This window comes from Microcystis flos-aquae FACHB-1344 (assembly GCF_014698375.1).
GTDB lineage: Bacteria > Cyanobacteriota > Cyanobacteriia > Cyanobacteriales > Microcystaceae > Microcystis > Microcystis aeruginosa.
In genome coordinates this window covers 1-17626 of sequence record NZ_JACJSW010000025.1, presented here as the reverse complement: position 1 = coordinate 17626, position 17626 = coordinate 1, and the positions used below count along the sequence as shown (strand labels likewise).

Sequence of the window (17626 nt, the reverse complement as noted above, 5' to 3'; positions counted from 1 at the left end):
GAAACCTCAAAGAATCCGACAGAGGGACTGCTATCCATCTCGGAATGGTTGGCAAAATCCTCCAGTGTTTTTACCAAGAGTTGTCAAACAATCCGAAACTGGTTTGGAGAAATAATTAGTTATTTCGAGCGAAGGACAACGAATGGGATGGTCGAGGGAATCAACAATAAACTTAAACTAATAAAACGGAGAGCCTATGGCTTTAGAAACTTTCGGAATTTTTGGGTTAGAAGTATGTTGTCTTGGCATCTTGTATGTTGATTTAGCATAAAGAGTAACGAAGAGCCAAAATATTCAAACCCGAATCGGCATAATCTATCTTTAAAGGCAATCACTAAAATCCCAATTTGTTGATTTTCAATCATTGCCATTAGTCGTAAGAATTGAGGACGAGTATAATTTAATCCTCCTCCAATTTCTTCGATGACTTCATCAATAATATAACCTCTGGCTAAACAAAACCGTTCTAAAGCTTCTATTTGTCGAATCAGGTCTTGTTTTTGTTTGGCCGAGGGGTGGTGATTCGGTAGTAGTGATGGCGGCTTAATCCTTTGCTTTGCTGTGCATTGTAGTCATGGATAAAATACCAAAGGGCTCCCCAACGTGATTCTCCATTTTTTTAGAGAAAGATAGACTCTCTCTCACCAACCGAGAAATCCTTTGTCGAAAGGTATTATTTAATCTTTCAATAGGATTAGTTTGACCAGTTTCTTTACCTACTGCCCGATGACGTTTACTGGGAATTACTGTCTTATATGACTCCCAAAAGTCTGTGTAAGCAACCGCACATTGTCGGTAAACGCCGGGTAAACTGGCCCCAAAGTTTTTTGGCTGATTTACGACTCCTATCTCCGCGCATAGCAGCCAATAATTTCCCTTGTATTTCTATCAATTAACCGCCAAATATAGATTTTTATCGTCTTAGAAAAAACCAAAGACCACATCTCATCACATTCTCTAACCAATTTACCTTTTGGTTTGTCCGAAACCTTTATTTGACGGGGGACAGCCGCCAGTTTATTGTTGACATAGTTTTGTAACCATGACCAATTTACCCCTGTTACTCTCGCAATTCCTCGCAAGTAAATTCGTTCGAGCAAGAGTTGATCAATTAATTGTTTGGTTTCGTCAGAGACAGTTTTATTAGTGGGATTGATCACAAACTGACGACCACACTCTTTACCTTGACGTTTGGGTTTTCCATTATGAATAGAACCATTCTTGATAGTATGGTGAGAACCACAATTAGGACAGGGGAATAGAGGTGAAGGGGGGACTTTGTTCGGTGCTAGACTGATATTTGAGTAAGCGAGTAAGCCAGACAGGAGCCAGAAAAAGATATTTATTAGAAAAGTCATGATCAAGCTAGAGGTTTAAAGACTGAGCGGGTTCCAATTATTTTTATTAATAAATATTTGACACAATTCATACCAGGTAAGCAAGAGAGCTACGCCACTACTACCGAATCATTACCGCGTTAGAAACCCCGCTTCTTTGTCGTCCTGCTTCCAAACCCATTACCCGGTGATAAAGTTCCAATTTTGCCGGTGGAATTGGGGAACCATCAAAATCAATGCCATTAGCGATCGCCACATCGATGGCATCAGCGCCCGTAGTCGTGGTTAAATTAGTTTCGGTGGACATAAAGACAATATAAAGGATCATTGCTATTTTATCAGGCGATCGATATCCGCCGCTATGATCAGGAAAGTAATCTTCATTTCTGTGTGACTATGGCTCAATTGCCGACCTATCAACCAAAACAGTTATCCCTGGGCCCCCTGGAAGCGGAAATTCTCAATATTGTCTGGGAATTGGAACCCGTTAGCGTTAAGGATGTCCACGAGCGCATTTTAGCGGATCCAGAACGAGAGCTGGCCTATACTTCTGTGACTACGGTACTGCGTCGTTTAACTAATAAAGGCTGGTTAAGTTGTTATAAACAGGGTCGAATTTTCTACTGGAAACCGATGGTTTCTAAGGAACAAGCACAGGCAATTAAAGCCTACGAACAATTACATCGTTTTTTGGCTATTGGTAATGCGGATGTGGTGGCTTCTTTTGCCGATAGTCTCGATACTGCTACTGTCGAACAATTAAAAGCGATTGCGTCTCGTTTAGACACCCTGCGTCAACAACGGGGAGAACGCTAATGCACGGTTCAATGTTATTACTAGCATTAACTATCGCCATTGCTTTACGTTGGTTTCTGCCCAGCTATCAGCGTCGTTGGCAGACAACACTATTTTTCTTTCTCTTTCCTCCTTTGCTGCTGTTAATGACAGTTATATCGGTGGTTTGTATGGGCTATAGTGGCCAAATGTTGGGTTATAACTCCAGTTTAATTAGTTACTTTAGTGCCATAATTTGGCTAGTTTTTGCTATATTTTGTTTGATAAAACTCTCCTATAAAACTTGGCAAACCCATCGGGATTTTAGCAGTTATCCCCTCAAAAAAATCACCGCTCAGAAGGCGAGAGTTTTAGCAGTGGATTTTCCCTACAGCGCCAGAGTTGGCTTTTGGAAGTCGGAATTAATTGTGACGCAAGGATTATTAAATCTCTTAGATCAAGAACATTTACAAGCAGTTTTAGCCCACGAACAAGCTCACCAAGAATATCATGACACTTTCTGGTTTTTCTGGTTAGGTTGGTTGCGATCGATGTCTTCTTGGCTGCCCAATAGCGAGAATTTATGGTCAGAATTGGTCTTCTTGCGGGAATTACGCGCCGATAAGTATGCTTCTGGACAAGTGGATTATTTACTATTAGCTGAATCGCTGCTTTTAGTGGCAGAAAAAGTTAATCAAGTAGCGGAAATAAGTTTCTCCGATAGTTGCTGTGTCGCTCTCAATGATCATTCCTTAAATAATCGTTTATTAGAGAGAATCGATGCTTTAGTCGAGTCAGAAAACCCCGAACTTCCCAGATTTAACTATCAAGTCTGGCTATTGCTTTCCCTCTCCCTCGCTCCTTTCTTACTCTTGCCTTTACACTCCTAAAAATGACCCTAGAAGTTGGACAAAAAGCCCCCGAATTTGCCACCCCCAACCAAAGGGGGGAAATTAGTAAATTAGCAGATTTTGCCGGTCAATGGTTGGTCTTATATTTTTATCCCAAAGATAACACTCCGGGCTGCAGCACAGAAGCGATCGATTTTACCGCTTTGTCGCCGCAATTTCAGCAATTAAATGCGGTAATTCTGGGAGTTAGTCCCGATTCAGAAAAGTCCCACTGTCGTTTTATTGAAAAACACAATTTAACTATTCAATTATTGAGCGATCCCGAGCATCAACTGGCGGAAATTTATCAAGTCTGGGGATTAAAAAAATTTATGGGCAAGGAATATATGGGGATTAGACGCTCCACTTTCCTGATCGACCCCCGGGGAAATATTGCCTATATTTGGTCAAATGTCAAGGTAAAAGCCCATGCAGAAGCGGTTTTGAAAAAACTTGAGGAATTGCAGTAGGAAGCCCTCAGTACCCAATATTTACGGGTATGCAATTGCGCCCTTTCGTGTTAGACTAGAAAAGTTGTCAAAAATCGCACATCTAGGCGATCGGGTGTTTCTAGGAATCTAGAAATCCAGCCCTAGATGGAGGATAAACCCGAAAAGGAGAAAAATATGCCCGTTGTCTCTCTTGCAGAATTGCTAGAGTCTGGGGTTCACTTTGGCCATCAAACGCGCCGTTGGAACCCGAAAATGTCTCAGTACATCTACACTGCCCGGAATGGGGTTCATATCATTGATTTGGTGCAAACTGCCCAATTAATCGAAGAAGCTTACGAATTTGTCCGAGGAGAAGCCGATCGCGGTAAACGCTTTTTATTCATCGGTACGAAACGGCAAGCGGCAGCAATCATTAAACAGGAAGCTTTACGCAGCGGTAGCCACTTCGTTAACCAACGCTGGTTAGGGGGAATGTTAACCAACTGGGAAACCATTCGCGGCCGGGTAGAAAGACTCAAAGAATTAGAAGAATTAGAAAATAGTGGCGCCCTCGATAAACGACCGAAAAAAGAAGCATCGGTACTGCGTCGGGAATTGGGCAAACTGGAAAAATACCTCGGTGGCATTAAAACCATGCGCCGGCTGCCGGATTTAGTCGTCGTGGTCGATCAGCGTCGGGAATACAACGCTATCCAAGAATGCCAAAAATTGGGCATTCCCATCATCTCCCTCTTGGATACTAACTGCGATCCTGACTTGGTAGATGTGCCGATTCCCGCCAACGATGACGCAATTCGCTCAGTCAAACTGATTTTAGGCAAAATTAGCGATGCGATCATCGAAGGTCGTCGCGGTGGTCAAGCAGCGGTGGAAGAATACGAGGAAGACTACGATAATGAAACCGAGTACGAGGAAGAAGGTGATTATTCCCAATACGCCGCCGAATTTGCCAGTGGAGACGACGATAACTAGGGAAAATTAGCCATTGATCGCCGCTAGGTTCGGGGGGAAACTTTCCGGACCTATCGAGCGGTCAAACCTGCCCCTCTCGTGGCATGATCAATTATAAGCAGTAGGTTAGGAATTTTATGGCGGAAATTACAGCACAACAGGTTAAAGAACTTAGGGAAAAGACCGGCGCCGGCATGATGGATTGCAAGAGGGCGCTGACGGAAAACGCGGGGGATATAACTAAAGCGATCGAATGGTTGCGTCAAAAAGGGATTACTTCCGCCGAGAAAAAAGCCAGTCGGGTAGCGGCAGAAGGGATGATCGGCAGTTACATCCACACCGGCAGCCGCATCGGTGTTTTAGTGGAAGTGAACTGCGAAACCGATTTTGTTGCCCGTCGCGAGGAGTTCAAAAAATTGGTTAATGACGTGGCGATGCAGATTGCCGCTTGTCCTAACGTCGAATATGTGAAAGTGGCCGATATTCCCGCCGAAATCTCCGCCAAAGAAAAAGAAATTGAGATGGGACGGGACGATTTAGCCAATAAACCCGATAATATCAAAGAAAAAATCGTGGCCGGCCGCATTGAAAAACGTTTGAAAGAACTTTCTCTGCTCGATCAACCCTTTATCCGCGATCAGAACATCAGTATTGACGAATTGCTCAAACAAGCGATCGCCGCTTTGGGAGAGAATATTCAGGTGCGTCGTTTCCAACGCTTTGTACTAGGTGAAGGGATCGAGAAAGAAGAAACGGATTTCGCCGCCGAAGTAGCCGCCCAAATGGGACAAAAAGCCCCGGAACCCGTAGCAGCAGCCCCGCAAGTGGAGGAAAAAGCTCCGGAACCGGCAGCGAAGGATAATCCGCCCGCTAAAGGCAAAAAGAAAAAGTAAGTTAAATGAAGATCAATCTGGTGGGGTGCGAGTTTCGTACCCTTTTTGTCTTCAGGGGGGTGGGGGTACTTGATCAGTTATCAGTAATCAGTCAAAAGAAAAAAGAAATTGGCAACCAAAGCAAATTCCTTGACTGGATTCCTTGGGAACAAAAGCCCATTCTTTAGCTACTTATTAAAAACTTTGTAAATAAGATTATCTTATTTGCACTCGTGGTCCCTAGAGGTTGTCGAACGGAAAAAAATGCAGATTCAGGACAAAATCACCGAAATAGCCGCTAAAACAGCGAAAGCGATCGAACTTTCTCAAAATTATTTACTTTCTACCCAATACTCTGAGGGTTACTGGTGGGCAGAATTGGAATCTAATGTCACCATCACCTCAGAAGCAATTTTACTGCACAAAATCTGGAAAACTGACAAAAAACGCCCCCTAGACAAAGCAGCCACCTATCTGCGTCAGCAACAGTGTCCTAACGGCGCTTGGGAGTTATTTTATGGTGATGGTGGCGATCTTAGCACCACTGTGGAAGCCTACATGGGGCTGCGACTATTGGGAATTCCCGCTAATGATCCTGCTTTAGAAAAAGCTAGAGAATTTATCTTAGCTAAAGGTGGCATCAGCAAAACCCGCATTTTCACCAAAATGCACCTCGCTTTGATTGGTTGTTACGATTGGCAGGGGGTTCCCTCTATCCCCGCTTGGATTATGCTACTGCCGGAAAATTTCCCTTTTACTATCTATGAAATGTCCAGTTGGGCGCGGGGAAGTACGGTTCCTTTATTAATTGTTTTCGACAAAAAACCCGTGTATAAAATCGGTTTTAATCTCGATGAACTCTATACAGAAGGGGTGAATAATGTCAAGTATGAGTTACCAAAAAATAACAATTGGTCAGATGTTTTTCTCTGGTTAGATGGGCTGTTTAAATGGGCAGAAAAAACTGATTTAGTTCCCTTCCGTCAAGAAAGTCTGAAAGCGGCGGAAAAATGGGTAATTGAACGACAGGAAGACACAGGCGATTGGGGGGGAATTATCCCGGCGATGTTAAATTCTCTGTTAGCTTTAAAAGCCCTAGGTTATGATGTTTACGATCCGATTGTTGCCCGCGGTTTAAAAGCGGTGGATAATTTTGCCATTGAGACAGATAATACCTATTGTGTACAGCCCTGTGTTTCGCCGGTTTGGGATACGGCTTGGGTAATTCGATCGCTAATTGAATCTGGGCTAAATCCCGCTCATCCAGCTATGATTAAAGCGGGACAATGGTTAATCGATCAACAAATTCTTGATTATGGCGATTGGGCGATTAAAAATAAAATCGGAACCCCCGGCGGTTGGGCTTTTGAATTTGACAATCGCTGGTATCCCGATTTAGACGATTCGGCAGTGGTGGTGATGGCTTTAGAGTTAATTAAAATGCCCGATGAAAATATTAAAAAAGCTGTGATGAAACGGGCAGTTAATTGGATGGCTACTATGCAGTGTAAAGCTGGTGGTTGGGGAGCTTTTGACATCGATAACGATCAAAACTGGCTTAATTCTTTGCCCTATGCCGATCTAAAAGCAATGATCGATCCTAATACGGCTGATGTTACTGCCAGAGTTCTAGAAATGTTAGGTACTTGTGATGTTAAAATGGAGGAAAATCGAGTTAAAAAAGCTTTGGATTATCTGGAAAAAGAACAGGAAGCTGATGGTAGTTGGTTTGGTCGTTGGGGTGTAAATTATATTTATGGAACCAGTGGGGCATTATCTGCTTTGGCTTTTCTGGAACCGAATAAATATCGCCAGCAATTGCAAAAAGGAGCCAATTGGTTAAGCAGTTGTCAAAATGTTGATGGTGGTTGGGGTGAAACCTGTTTTAGTTACAATAACCCTAAATTTAAAGGACAGGGAAATAGTACCGCTTCCCAAACTGCTTGGGCATTAATCGGTTTATTAGCCGTCGGGAAAGTCACCGGCAATTATCAGCGAGAAGTGATTGAAAAGGGTGTTAACTATCTTCTTGTTACCCAAAAAGAAAATGGTACATGGGATGAAGATTACTTCACCGGTACAGGTTTTCCCTGTCATTTTTACCTGAAATATCATTTCTATCAGCAGTATTTTCCTTTACTGGCTTTGGGGCGTTATCGGGCTTTAATTTAGTCCGTTAACCTAGGCGTTAAGACAGGAAATAAGCTTAATTGTCTAGCGCATTTTTTGTGACTAACTAGGGTTTGCTGAAAAAGCAGGGGCGAAGCATTCGGATAGGAAATCTACGGTTTCAGCGATAGGTTATCGCCCGAATGCTTCGCCCCTACAGAACTCTCAAAACCTTGCACCTGTTTTGCGAGAAAAGCCCCAAAACCCTTACCTTGCCTACATTTCACATTTATTCAGCCAGCCCTAACTAGGAAGAAATAAATCAGGAGATATATTTAAAAAATTGGCTAATTTTTGAATATAGATAGGAGTTAGATCTTGTTGGCCATCAAGAATATCATCCAGGGTTGACTTACTTTCAAAAATAGATAGCAAATCTTGCTTTTGTAGGTTTCTTTCCTCTAATATAAATTTCAACAATTCAAGTCCATAAATATCAGGTATTGGCTCTTGATTTTCCTCATACTCATAAATTAAAGCCCCTAAAACATTTAGATATTCCCTTTCTTCTGCCGTTAATTGGGGTTTGTCTAACAGGCGATTAATAACCTCCTGCATCATTTCTAAGTCTTCCTCATTGTGAATAGGACGAGGAGGGTATTGCTTTAATAATTCTAAGTATTTATCAGTGGCAAACATAATTTAATAATATCTATGCTCGATCGACTATTGCCTTTAGATACCTCACACCTTAATAATTAAGTATAGAATAGCCAAGTCTCCAAACTACAGCTTAACCAAAACTTCTATTATCCTGATGAGAAACCTCTATTTTCTTTTGCCCGGTACTACTTCTCCTTTTGGTGGGGGTGGACTGTGGGCAGAAATGAAAACCGTCAATTTGGCTAGTCAAATTTGTACCGCCCAGATTGTGACTTATCGTCAAAAAGAGTTAAATTATCCTTTTTTAGAGGATATACTCGCGAAAATAAGCTCGGATGACAGTATTTTTGTGGTTAGCTGGGGTTTTGATCTTCCTAAACTGGTGCAAAAATTGCGATCGCATAATATCATTTATCATGCCCATAGTACAGGTTACGGCTTCCGTTTACCCTCCCAAATACCAATTATCACCGTTAGCCGTAATACTATGGGGTATTGGGGAGAAAAGGCTCCTAATGCTTTAATTTACTATCTTCCTAATCAAATTGGCTCAGAATTTCTCAATTTAGGCTTAGAAAGAGATATCGATGTCCTAGTACAGGGGCGCAAATCCTCAAAGTATCTTCTCAATCGTCTAGTTCCCGCCCTCCGTCCCCACTGCCGCGTTAAGGTTTTAGATAGCTATGTGGAGGATTTAGTGGGATTATTCAATCGCAGTCGGGTTTATCTCTACGATTCGGCTGAATATTGGGCTGTAAACGGTTTAACGGAGGGTTTTGGCTTACCGCCCCTGGAAGCTTTAGCCTGTGGTTGTACGGTATTTTCTAGTGTTAATAGCGCCCTAGCCGATTATCTCGATCCCGGTTTCAATTGTCAAAAAATCGGGGCTTATTCCAGTCAATACGATCTGGAACGTATTCTTAATTATGTCCGTAATTTTCCCGTTAATTCTTTACAGGCTAATTTTCTCGATGATTATAATCCCGAAAAATTACTACCACGTTTTGAAACAATTTTAAGAGAAATTAATGATTTCTTTGATATTAAAAAACGCTATCCGGCTGATATAGAAGGTTTAGAACCCCTGCGACTTAAAAAATTATGGATACAGAGTTCTCTGGCTAAACTTAAGAAAAAACTGTTTAAGTAAACGCATCAACTTTTTGACAGAGAAAGATCGAGCGACTATTCAGTTATCAGTTATCAGTGAGCAGTGATCAGTGAACAGGGATATCGGGAGAAAAAAGCTGATGGCTGACTCCCCAAAAGGAAAACTTTCTACTTCACCATTAAGATAACTGCTATATAATTATTTCTAACTCTTACCCCCAGGATATTTATGAAGCGAGGAATTTACATTACCGCTAATGATCGAGTTATCGAGCAGGCGATCGCATTAATGAATAGTATTCGTTTGTACGATCCCGATTCTCCCGTCATCTTGATTCCCTACGACAATAATTATCAAAAAATTGCCGATTTATTGTCCGAAAAATATGGCGTTATTCTCTATCCAGAGCTGCAATTAGTGGAAGAATTGGCACAGAAAATCTATGATATTTTTGGAGAAAAATTCTTTGCTCGTCCCAATCAATTTCGCAAGCAGGTGTGTTGGTTTGGAGAACTAGATCAATTTCTTTATATCGATACGGATATCGTAGTTTTTGAAAAAATAATAGATAATCTAAATTTCCTCGATACCTACGATTTTCTCTGCTGTGATTACCAACACAAAAAAGGGATTACTGATGTCTTTAATCCGATTGTTTTAGAACAAGGAATCTTCACAGAAAATGATCTAACTGGAATGTTTAACGGTGGTTTTTGGGCTAGTAAAAAGAATCTGTTCTCAGAACAGGAATTATATAGTGCTTTTCAAGAATGTGCCGCTCATCCAGAATATTTTGATTTTTCTCAAAAAACCTCCGATCAACCGATTATTAATTATACCATTCTCAAACGAGTTCCCAATCGATTTAATATTGTCCGCGCTCCGGGTTGTCAAGCGGGAAATTGGGGGGGAAGTTCTCATTTTCAACGTCAGGGGAATATTTTAATCGATCCGAGATTAAATCAGCCCTTAAAATATTTACATTGGGCAGGAATTCGCATTGAACCGGGTTGTCCCTACTGGGATATCTGGAAATATTATCGTTATCTAGATGATCCTAATCCCCCCGCAGATCCGCCAGCAAGCAAACCAAAAAATCCTTTTCAGAGATTATTAGATAAAATCAAATTATAGGTTTGATTTTTCCTCTCGCACCATTAAGATAACTGCTGCAATTTAACTCCAATCCTGTTGCTCCTCGGTTTGGCGAATTTGATACACTTGTCCGTGACTGTGCAGTGGTCGAGTTTTTGCCCATAAACTGGCTTCATCTAACTGCCATTTTTCTAGGATTAAATCTAAATCTCTTTGGATTTCTCTTGCCCCCGGAAAGTTTTGATAACGTATGCGTAAACGAGCGCATTCAGCTAAGTTTAAATCATTGGGTTCTGATTGCAGCAGCTGATCAACAATCGGGCGATCGAGTCTTTCCTGTGGATGTTGTTGTTCTTGATTTTTACTAGCCATAATTAATCGAACCAACCGATATCGGAATCCGTTAACTCTGTGGGGGTAGGATTGGGGGCAATATAACGGGCTAAAGTGGCCATTTCAAAGTTATAAAGACTGGGTTTCTTAGGCAATAGTTTGGTAATTGCTGACGGTTCAGGGGTGGCGGTGGGACTATTTTCTAGGGTTTTAATTTGATTATATAATTTTTCAATTAACTGTTTTTTCTCAGTCAGTTCTGTTTCTGTCTTGCTTAATTGACTCGATAATTTTGCCACCAAAGTAGTTTTTTCCGAGAGGACAGATTCTAACTGCTCGGTCTGTTGTTGTAACTGCTGTAAACTGACAGAGAGTTCCAGATGTTCTTTAAGTTCTTCTTCCAGAGAAATAACTTTTTCTTGGAGAGTTTGCTGATTTTTCTCGGTTTTTTCTAACTCTGCCGTCAAGTCGTTAATTTTTGCCTGTAAGGTGGCGTTAGTTTCCTTCGGACGTTTGACAGAAGGAGAGGGTTGGGATTCTACCTCTTTATTAGCTTCTGTACGGATGAGATCGTTTAAATTACCTTTGGTCATAAGCTCTGCAAATAGGATATTACGATAGAGTCGGATACTGTCAAGAAATCTGTTGGTTTGGGTAATCGATAATTATTCGCCCGATATACAAGCTTGATTACGCCGGGGAATTGTTCCATAGGTTTTATTTTATAGCTTTAGGTCGATCGATCCCTGTCCATTTAAGGAATGAGAAAAAATACCTAAATCTCAGTTTAGCCGGTAAGATTCTAAACTTTTCTGTAGTTAATGATACAGAATAGCAAATTTGTGTCAGACTGAAGGTAGAAGTTGATCGCACCTGTGGCAAGGATAAATTTATGAATATTGAAGAAAAAGCACGTCTTAATTTAACCCAAGAACGACAAGCAGAAGGAATGCTCGAAGAAAATGTCTTAACTCGTACAGAGGAGCTTTTAGGGGAAGGGGAGGCAGGAACTGCGAAAGCACGGGTTTTATTAACTGAAAATCGTCAAGAAGACGAAAAACTCCAAGATAAGATTTTAGAACGTTCGATCGAAGCTATGCAATAGCCTTGAGGAGATTGGTGAAGACTGGGAATATCCACACAAGTCTAGATAAATATCTGTAGAGACGTGGTTGACTGCGTCTCTATTTCAATTACCGATAACTAATCACTGTTAAACTAATCACTGTTCACGCTCTGGACAGTGAAAAAATGCAGATCCGAAGAAAACACCCCAATCCTGCCGTCAAAGTTGAGAGTTTGAGTTATGTGGTGAAAGTGCCGGAGGCACAACCGCAAAATATTTTAGAAGAAATCGTTTGGCATAAGGAGATAGAAGTCGATAAATTGCGCGAACGGTTGCCTTTATTGGAATTACGCCAAAAAATAGCCAATACTGCGCCACCTTGCGACTTTTTAGCCGCCTTAAAACAGGGTAAAACCCAACCCGCTTTGATTGCGGAAGTGAAAAAAGCTTCCCCTAGCAAGGGAGTTATCCTGGAAGATTTTGATCCTGTAGCGATCGCCCGTACCTATGAACAGGGGGGAGCCACTTGTTTATCGGTCCTAACCGATAGTAAGTTTTTTCAAGGTAGTTACGAAAATCTTACCCTCGTCCGGCAAGCGGTATCTTTACCCCTATTATGCAAGGAATTTATCCTTTATCCCTATCAAATCTACTACGCTCGCTCTAAAGGAGCCGATGCTGTCCTTTTAATTGCCGCTATTTTAAGCGATCAAGACCTAGCATATTTTGTCAAAATTGTCAAGGGTTTAGGGATGACAGCTTTGGTAGAGGTGCATAGTCTGGCCGAATTTGATCGAGTGTTAGCCATTGAGGGAATCGAACTAATCGGCATTAATAACCGCAATTTAGAGACATTTACAGTCGATTTAGACAATACTCGCCAATTACTAGAAGCCAGGGGCGAACAGGTGCGAGAAAAAGGTATTCTGATCGTCAGCGAATCGGGATTGCACACAGCAACAGATCTGGCGAAAGTGAAGCAAGCGGGAGCAAATGCGGTTCTAATTGGCGAATCTTTGGTAAAACTGCCCGATGCTGCCGTCGGTATCCAAAAACTCTTTGAAAATCGGGAATAGGAGTTAGGAAGTGGGGAAGTGGGGAATTGGGGAAGCTGTCTCATCACCCTATCACCCCAAAACCCCATCACCCCAAAACCCTATCACCCTATCTCCTGAATACTGACTCCTGACAAGGCTATCTGCCGGGATATAATCAGAGTTTGCCGAATCTTAAATCATCCCCTCAGAATTGATGCGATCGAGATTTGGTTTTTTATCTTGTTAAATATAGCCCAACGAGAGAGGACGAACCATGGAAAATAAAAATATGTTGATGATTCCCGGCCCCACACCAGTGCCGGAAGCGGTATTATTGGCTATGGCTAAAGCACCTATAGGTCATCGGACGGGTGCTTTTAGCAAGGTAATCGCCGAATTAACCGAAAATCTTAAATGGTTGCATCAAACCAGTGGCGATGTTTTAATGCTAACTGCTTCGGGAACCGGTGCCATGGAAGCGGGAATTATTAATTTTCTCAGCCCCGGCGATCGAGTTTTGGTGGGAGATAATGGTAAATTTGGGGAACGTTGGGCGAAAGTGGCGAAAGCATACGGCTTAAATGTGGATATCATTAAGGCAGAATGGGGTAAACCCCTAGATCCAGAAGCATTCACCGCTAAACTGACCGAAGACAAGGAAAAAGCCATCAAAGCGGTAATTATCACCCATTCGGAAACTTCCACCGGGGTTCTCAATGACTTGGAAAGCATTAACAAAGCGGTAAAAGACCACGGGGAAGCTTTAATTATCGTCGATGCCGTCACCAGTTTAGGAGCTTATCATATTCCCATCGATGAATGGGGTTTAGATGTGGTCGGTTCTGGTTCCCAGAAAGGTTATATGATTCCTCCCGGTTTAGGTTTTGTTTCCGTAAGTCAAAAAGCTTGGAAAGCCTACGAAACCGCCAAACTGCCCCGTTTTTATCTAGATTTGGGCAAATACAAAAAAGCCACCGATGAGGATAGTTCCCCCTTTACCCCTCCAGTTAACCTGATGTACGGTTTACAAGCTTCTCTGCAAATGATGAGAAGGGAGGGATTAGCGGCAATTTTCGCCCGTCACCAACGCTTAACGAAGATGACGCGGGCCGGTATGCAGGCCCTGAATTTGCCCCTCTACGCGGCGGATTCCTGCGCTTCCACGGCGATTACTGCGGTGGCCCCCACTCTGGTAGATGCGGAAAAAATTCGTTCGACTCTCAATAAAAAGTTCGACATCGCTGTGGCTGGTGGTCAGGATCACCTCAAGGGTAAAATCTTCCGTATCGGTCATTTAGGTTTTGCCAGTGAGAGAGATATCCTCACGGTTATCGCTGCCATTGAAGCGACTTTAATCGAGTTAGGTGTCGAAGGTGTCACCCCTGGCGCCGGTGTGGCTGCGGCTGCCTCGGTGATGGTGCAGGGTTAATCTTGGCTTGGCTTTTCCCCTTCTCCCCAAAGAAGGGGATTTTGGCTGGAAAATATATCCTGTATATGTAAATTCGCTATAATCCAGCCAAAGTAATAGTCAACTCTTGTGGGTTTTATGTTATGTCTGCAAAACAAAATTTTGTGTTTATATTTATTTTAGTGATTAACCTTTTGTTAGCGTTTAAGTTATATTCCGAGCAAGCATCTGTAGTTTTTTTAGCTGTCTTAGTCTTGACAACTTTCTTGCTGATTCTAACTTTGAAAGCTAATTCTAGTAAGGAAAAGAGAGTTAATTCTGACGAGAAAAGTGAGCAAAAAAATGCGAAGCAGGATAGTATAGATTGGCATTCTATATTAGTATTTTTCGCTATTTTTATCAATAACGTTGTTTTATTCTGGAAACTATTTTCCTCTCCGGAACCCCAAGGGGGGATACTGCTCACGATCGCAATTATGGCAGCATTACTTTTATTAACCCTGGGACTTGATAACTTAGGGTTCCAAAATAAGTTTCCTTTTGTCAAACTTAAATAAATCAATAATCCCACTTAACCGTTTACTTTTGACTTGATTGCGGGCCGATTTGGGGCAAATGCAAAGCCGGATCCTGCGCTGTCCAACCGACGGGAGTATCTAAGCGCACCTCAAAATGAAGATGGGGGGGAATAATATCTGGTTGTCCCGTGGTGCCAACCGTACCGATAACGTCTCCTGCTCGTACCCTTTGGTCAATTCTCACTGTAACCCGGCTTAAATGGGCATAACGGGTCTGCCGGCGACCTAAATGATTAATTACTACCAAATTACCATAGGCCCCTTCCTGACCCACATAAATCACTAGACCATCCTCGGCGGCTAGAACTGGTGTACCAACATCTGCGAGAAGATCAATACCACTATGAAAGAGATTTTTCTGTTCCGTGGGGCTTTTTTGCCAACCGTAGGCTAATCCGACAGTGCTGGCAAAGGGTAAGGGATAAGAACTTAATCCAGTATAGTCCGATCGCTTGCTGGCGGCGGACCAATTGGTGCCGGGGATAAAAACTATTGTCGGCCGGCGACCACAACCGTTAAGCTCAAAGAGTATATCGGCACGAATACCATAGGCCGCTTCTAAATCGCGCCAAGTGGAACCCCGGGGTGCTTCGATGCGAATGCCGTTCATCGGGGGAATGAAGATTTCTTTCCCCACCGGGGCCAAACCATTTTTGAGAATAGTCGGATTGAGTTTAATTATCGTTGCCGGGATGAGAGCGTATTTTTCGGCGATGGAGGCGATCGTTTCTCCCGCTTGGATTTTATGGCGTTGTAACCTTGATAAAATCGGCAGGGGACAAACATTATCAGACCCTTGAGCAAAAATTAATTTTTGATTTAAGCCCAAAAAACCTAGACAAAAAAACAAAATTGTGCTAGTAAAACTTAGCCAAATTTTCTCACGTTTGATTCTCCGACCCATGACCATAAAAAAAGCGATCTCTATAATTACAAAACCCGGAGAATACTAGGAATACTGTCAATAGCTTCTAAAGACTCTATTGCCGCTAAAGCGTTGCGGAAATTGCCCTCGCGCACATCGTGGGTGACAACGACAATTTCGGCTAAATCACCCCTAATACCAATTTGTACCACGGATTCTAGACTAACCCCATGGTCGCCGAAAGCCATACCTAAATGACCGATTACCCCCGGCACATCGCGACAGAGAAAACGGGCATAAAAACGGGTCGATAACGACTCCATCGGGGCGATTTGACAATAATGCTGGTGAATACAGCTTAAAAGCGGGTCAAGTTCCTTGGTTTTGCCACTACTTTTTAAAATTCCGACGATATTCATCACATCCGATACTACCGCGCTGGCCGTCGGTCCGCTACCGGCACCCGGTCCATAAAACATCACTTGGCCCAAGGGTTCCCCCTCGACGAGAATAGCGTTATAGACCCCGTTAGCATTAGCGAGGGGATGGGTTTTCGGTACTAGGGTCGGATGAACCCGCAACTCTAGGGTATCGGAATCTTCCTTAACCGTATCTTTTGCGATCGCTAATAATTTAATCACAAATCCCAGTCTATCAGCGTAGGCGATATCGACGGCGCTAACTTGCCGGATACCTTCACAGTAAACATCTTCCCGTTTTACCCGACCTCCAAAACCCAAAGAAGCTAAAATGGCAATTTTATCGGCCGCGTCGAATCCATCCACGTCCGCAGTCGGATCCGCTTCTGCATAGCCTAATTCCTGAGCTTTGGCCAGAACTTCACTAAAATCTGCCCCTTTTTGGCTCATTTCCGTGAGAATATAGTTAGTTGTGCCGTTGACAATTCCCATGATGCTGCTGATGCGATTAGCGCCGAGGGATTGTTTTAAGGGTTTAATGACGGGAATTCCACCACCCACGGCCGCTTCTAGGAGGACATAAACCCCCTTTTCGTTAGCTTTGGCGTAGATTTCATCACCAAAACGGGCAATAACCGCCTTATTTGCCGTAACAACGTGCTTTCCCGATGCGATTGCTTGGAGAATTAAAGAGCGCGCCGGTTCCAAACCCCCCAATAATTCGACAATAATATCAATTTCGGGGTCAGTAACGATCGATTCTAGGTCAGTGGTCAACAGCAGGGGAGAAAGCTCGATTTCTCTCGGTTTATCTAGGGATCTAACTCCCACTCGTCCAATGGTAATCTCTTTGAGTACGGGATGACGACCAAAAGGATCAAGGAGGATTTTCGCTGTTCCCGTCCCCACAACCCCGAAACCGAGTAAACCAATCTTAAAGGTCACGCTTTTATCTCCTGCTAGTCCGACGCAAAAAATACTAATGGCCAAGCCGTCGCCATTGTCGATTCTATCATTACAAGGTCTTTGTCTGTGGGGTTTTCTTTTGCTGGCGTTCAGGGCCCGATGATGATAAATATTCAGTATTTTTGTATTCAAATCAAGCAAATCTCGATCGCATTTAAACGCTTATCCTGTAATTGTTATTGATTTTATTGACCGATATAGATATTCGGCAATGTGAGTAACATTTTTGATCATAAGTAGTCGTGCAAAATTAATTTCCTAGTCGAGACGGGAGACAGGAGACAGGAGACGGGAGACGGGAGACGGGAGACAGCTATTAGGGATCGGATTTGAGTTTTCAGTTCACTGTTTCCTCACACCAGAAGTCTGACGGAGTAGTGGCTTAGATGTGTAATTAATTTTGCTTAGGTACTTAACTAATATGGAATTACGAGGGATAGAACGCAGTAAGGAAATTGGAGCGTTAGAAAACGGGTTTCTCCGAGAAACCATGAGAAAAGGGGTTTCTTCAAAAAAAACCGTTTTCTGGACTTGCCGATTGTTAATTTTTGTTCAACCGGGGTTGACAGTTCTCGAATTACTTAATACCAAAAATGACTATCCCGCATTAAGTACATTTACTTTTGTGTCCTGTTGGATAGGTTTTGCACTGGATAAAAGTATCGTCAGCATGAGAGACTTAAGCGCACGCCTGAAAATG

At 42.6% G+C, this 17626-nt stretch carries 18 protein-coding genes and 4 pseudogenes; 14 read left to right on the top strand and 8 right to left on the bottom strand.

The features are described 5' to 3' along the window. Nucleotides 1-261: transposase (locus tag H6G48_RS01325; RefSeq protein WP_190718319.1), on the top strand; the 261-nt coding region annotated here is incomplete at its 5' end. A 26-nt stretch (nt 262-287) separates the two neighbouring features. On the opposite strand, the pseudogene H6G48_RS27335 reads toward H6G48_RS01325, so the two are convergent. The 3 pseudogenes from H6G48_RS27335 to H6G48_RS01310 all read right to left on the bottom strand — a co-directional run. After that, nucleotides 288-512 (bottom strand): annotated as a pseudogene (locus tag H6G48_RS27335) (recombinase family protein); the annotation flags it as partial. Continuing rightward, nucleotides 488-1298, bottom strand: a pseudogene (locus tag H6G48_RS01315) (IS1 family transposase). The pseudogenes H6G48_RS01315 and H6G48_RS27335, both read right to left, overlap by 25 nt. A gap of 163 nt (nt 1299-1461) precedes the next feature. After that, nucleotides 1462-1644, bottom strand: a pseudogene (locus H6G48_RS01310) (DUF4090 family protein); the annotation flags it as partial. Nucleotides 1645-1664: 20 nt separating this feature from the next. Here H6G48_RS01310 and H6G48_RS01305 point away from each other — a divergent pair. From H6G48_RS01305 to shc, 6 genes are all read left to right on the top strand, one after another. Then, entirely contained in the window at nt 1665-2153 is a 489-nt protein-coding gene (locus H6G48_RS01305; protein WP_190718316.1) for a BlaI/MecI/CopY family transcriptional regulator, read from the top strand. Then, nucleotides 2153-3001 carry a M56 family metallopeptidase gene (locus tag H6G48_RS01300; protein ID WP_190718313.1) on the top strand — a complete coding sequence of 283 codons (849 nt, stop codon included), beginning with the start codon at nt 2153-2155 and terminating at the stop codon, nt 2999-3001. Before H6G48_RS01305 ends, H6G48_RS01300 begins: the two co-directional genes overlap by 1 nt. 2 nt (nt 3002-3003) lie before the next feature. After that, on the top strand, nt 3004-3471 hold the full coding sequence (bcp, locus tag H6G48_RS01295; protein WP_052276444.1) for a thioredoxin-dependent thiol peroxidase: 468 nt from the start codon (nt 3004-3006) through the stop codon (nt 3469-3471). Between the two features lie 156 nt (nt 3472-3627). Further along, a complete protein-coding gene (gene rpsB / locus H6G48_RS01290; RefSeq protein WP_004162676.1) occupies nt 3628-4425 on the top strand; it encodes a 30S ribosomal protein S2 in 798 nt (265 codons plus the stop codon). 116 nt (nt 4426-4541) lie between these two features. Continuing rightward, complete coding sequence (gene tsf, locus H6G48_RS01285) at nt 4542-5297, top strand: translation elongation factor Ts (RefSeq protein ID WP_002734629.1); 756 nt, start codon at nt 4542-4544, stop codon at nt 5295-5297. A gap of 243 nt (nt 5298-5540) precedes the next feature. Continuing rightward, complete coding sequence (shc, locus tag H6G48_RS01280; protein ID WP_190718310.1) at nt 5541-7448, top strand: squalene--hopene cyclase; 1908 nt, start codon at nt 5541-5543, stop codon at nt 7446-7448. 240 nt (nt 7449-7688) lie between these two features. Here the strand turns inward: shc and H6G48_RS01275 are convergent, their stop codons facing one another. Then, the gene (locus H6G48_RS01275; RefSeq protein WP_190718307.1) at nt 7689-8084 is read right to left on the bottom strand and encodes a helix-turn-helix domain-containing protein; all 396 of its coding nucleotides are present in this window, start codon (nt 8082-8084) and stop codon (nt 7689-7691) included. A gap of 118 nt (nt 8085-8202) precedes the next feature. On the opposite strand from H6G48_RS01275, the gene H6G48_RS01270 reads away from it, so the two are divergent. Together H6G48_RS01270 and H6G48_RS01265 are read left to right on the top strand one after the other, a co-directional pair. Continuing rightward, nucleotides 8203-9198, top strand: a complete 996-nt coding sequence (locus tag H6G48_RS01270) for a glycosyltransferase (protein ID WP_190718304.1) — start codon at nt 8203-8205, stop codon at nt 9196-9198. Nucleotides 9199-9387: 189 nt separating this feature from the next. After that, on the top strand, nt 9388-10293 hold the full coding sequence (locus H6G48_RS01265; RefSeq protein WP_147068978.1) for an Npun_R2821/Npun_R2822 family protein: 906 nt from the start codon (nt 9388-9390) through the stop codon (nt 10291-10293). Nucleotides 10294-10335: 42 nt separating this feature from the next. Here the strand turns inward: H6G48_RS01265 and H6G48_RS01260 are convergent, their stop codons facing one another. Together H6G48_RS01260 and H6G48_RS01255 are read right to left on the bottom strand one after the other, a co-directional pair. After that, on the bottom strand, nt 10336-10626 hold the full coding sequence (locus H6G48_RS01260; RefSeq protein ID WP_004162669.1) for a DUF3288 family protein: 291 nt from the start codon (nt 10624-10626) through the stop codon (nt 10336-10338). Between the two features lie 2 nt (nt 10627-10628). Next, the gene (locus H6G48_RS01255) at nt 10629-11180 is read right to left on the bottom strand and encodes a hypothetical protein (RefSeq protein ID WP_190718301.1); all 552 of its coding nucleotides are present in this window, start codon (nt 11178-11180) and stop codon (nt 10629-10631) included. Between the two features lie 299 nt (nt 11181-11479). On the opposite strand from H6G48_RS01255, the gene H6G48_RS01250 reads away from it, so the two are divergent. The 4 genes from H6G48_RS01250 to H6G48_RS01235 all read left to right on the top strand — a co-directional run bounded on the left by H6G48_RS01250 (nt 11480) and on the right by H6G48_RS01235 (nt 14655). Then, the gene (locus H6G48_RS01250) at nt 11480-11692 is read left to right on the top strand and encodes a hypothetical protein (protein WP_041804230.1); all 213 of its coding nucleotides are present in this window, start codon (nt 11480-11482) and stop codon (nt 11690-11692) included. 146 nt (nt 11693-11838) lie between these two features. Further along, nucleotides 11839-12729: an indole-3-glycerol phosphate synthase TrpC gene (gene trpC / locus H6G48_RS01245; protein WP_190718298.1), complete on the top strand. Its 891-nt coding sequence runs from the start codon at nt 11839-11841 to the stop codon at nt 12727-12729. Nucleotides 12730-12964: 235 nt separating this feature from the next. Further along, nucleotides 12965-14119, top strand: coding sequence for a pyridoxal-phosphate-dependent aminotransferase family protein (locus H6G48_RS01240; protein ID WP_190718294.1), 1155 nt, complete (start codon nt 12965-12967; stop codon nt 14117-14119). Between the two features lie 122 nt (nt 14120-14241). After that, nucleotides 14242-14655 (top strand): hypothetical protein, encoded by a 414-nt coding sequence (locus H6G48_RS01235; RefSeq protein WP_190718292.1) that lies wholly within the window; start codon nt 14242-14244, stop codon nt 14653-14655. Between the two features lie 22 nt (nt 14656-14677). Here the strand turns inward: H6G48_RS01235 and H6G48_RS01230 are convergent, their stop codons facing one another. Together H6G48_RS01230 and H6G48_RS01225 are read right to left on the bottom strand one after the other, a co-directional pair. Further along, on the bottom strand, nt 14678-15586 hold the full coding sequence (locus H6G48_RS01230; RefSeq protein WP_190718288.1) for a LysM peptidoglycan-binding domain-containing M23 family metallopeptidase: 909 nt from the start codon (nt 15584-15586) through the stop codon (nt 14678-14680). A gap of 20 nt (nt 15587-15606) precedes the next feature. After that, nucleotides 15607-16905: a homoserine dehydrogenase gene (locus H6G48_RS01225; RefSeq protein ID WP_190718322.1), complete on the bottom strand. Its 1299-nt coding sequence runs from the start codon at nt 16903-16905 to the stop codon at nt 15607-15609. 442 nt (nt 16906-17347) lie between these two features. Here H6G48_RS01225 and H6G48_RS01220 point away from each other — a divergent pair. Next, nucleotides 17348-17626: pseudogene (locus H6G48_RS01220) on the top strand (hypothetical protein); the annotation flags it as partial.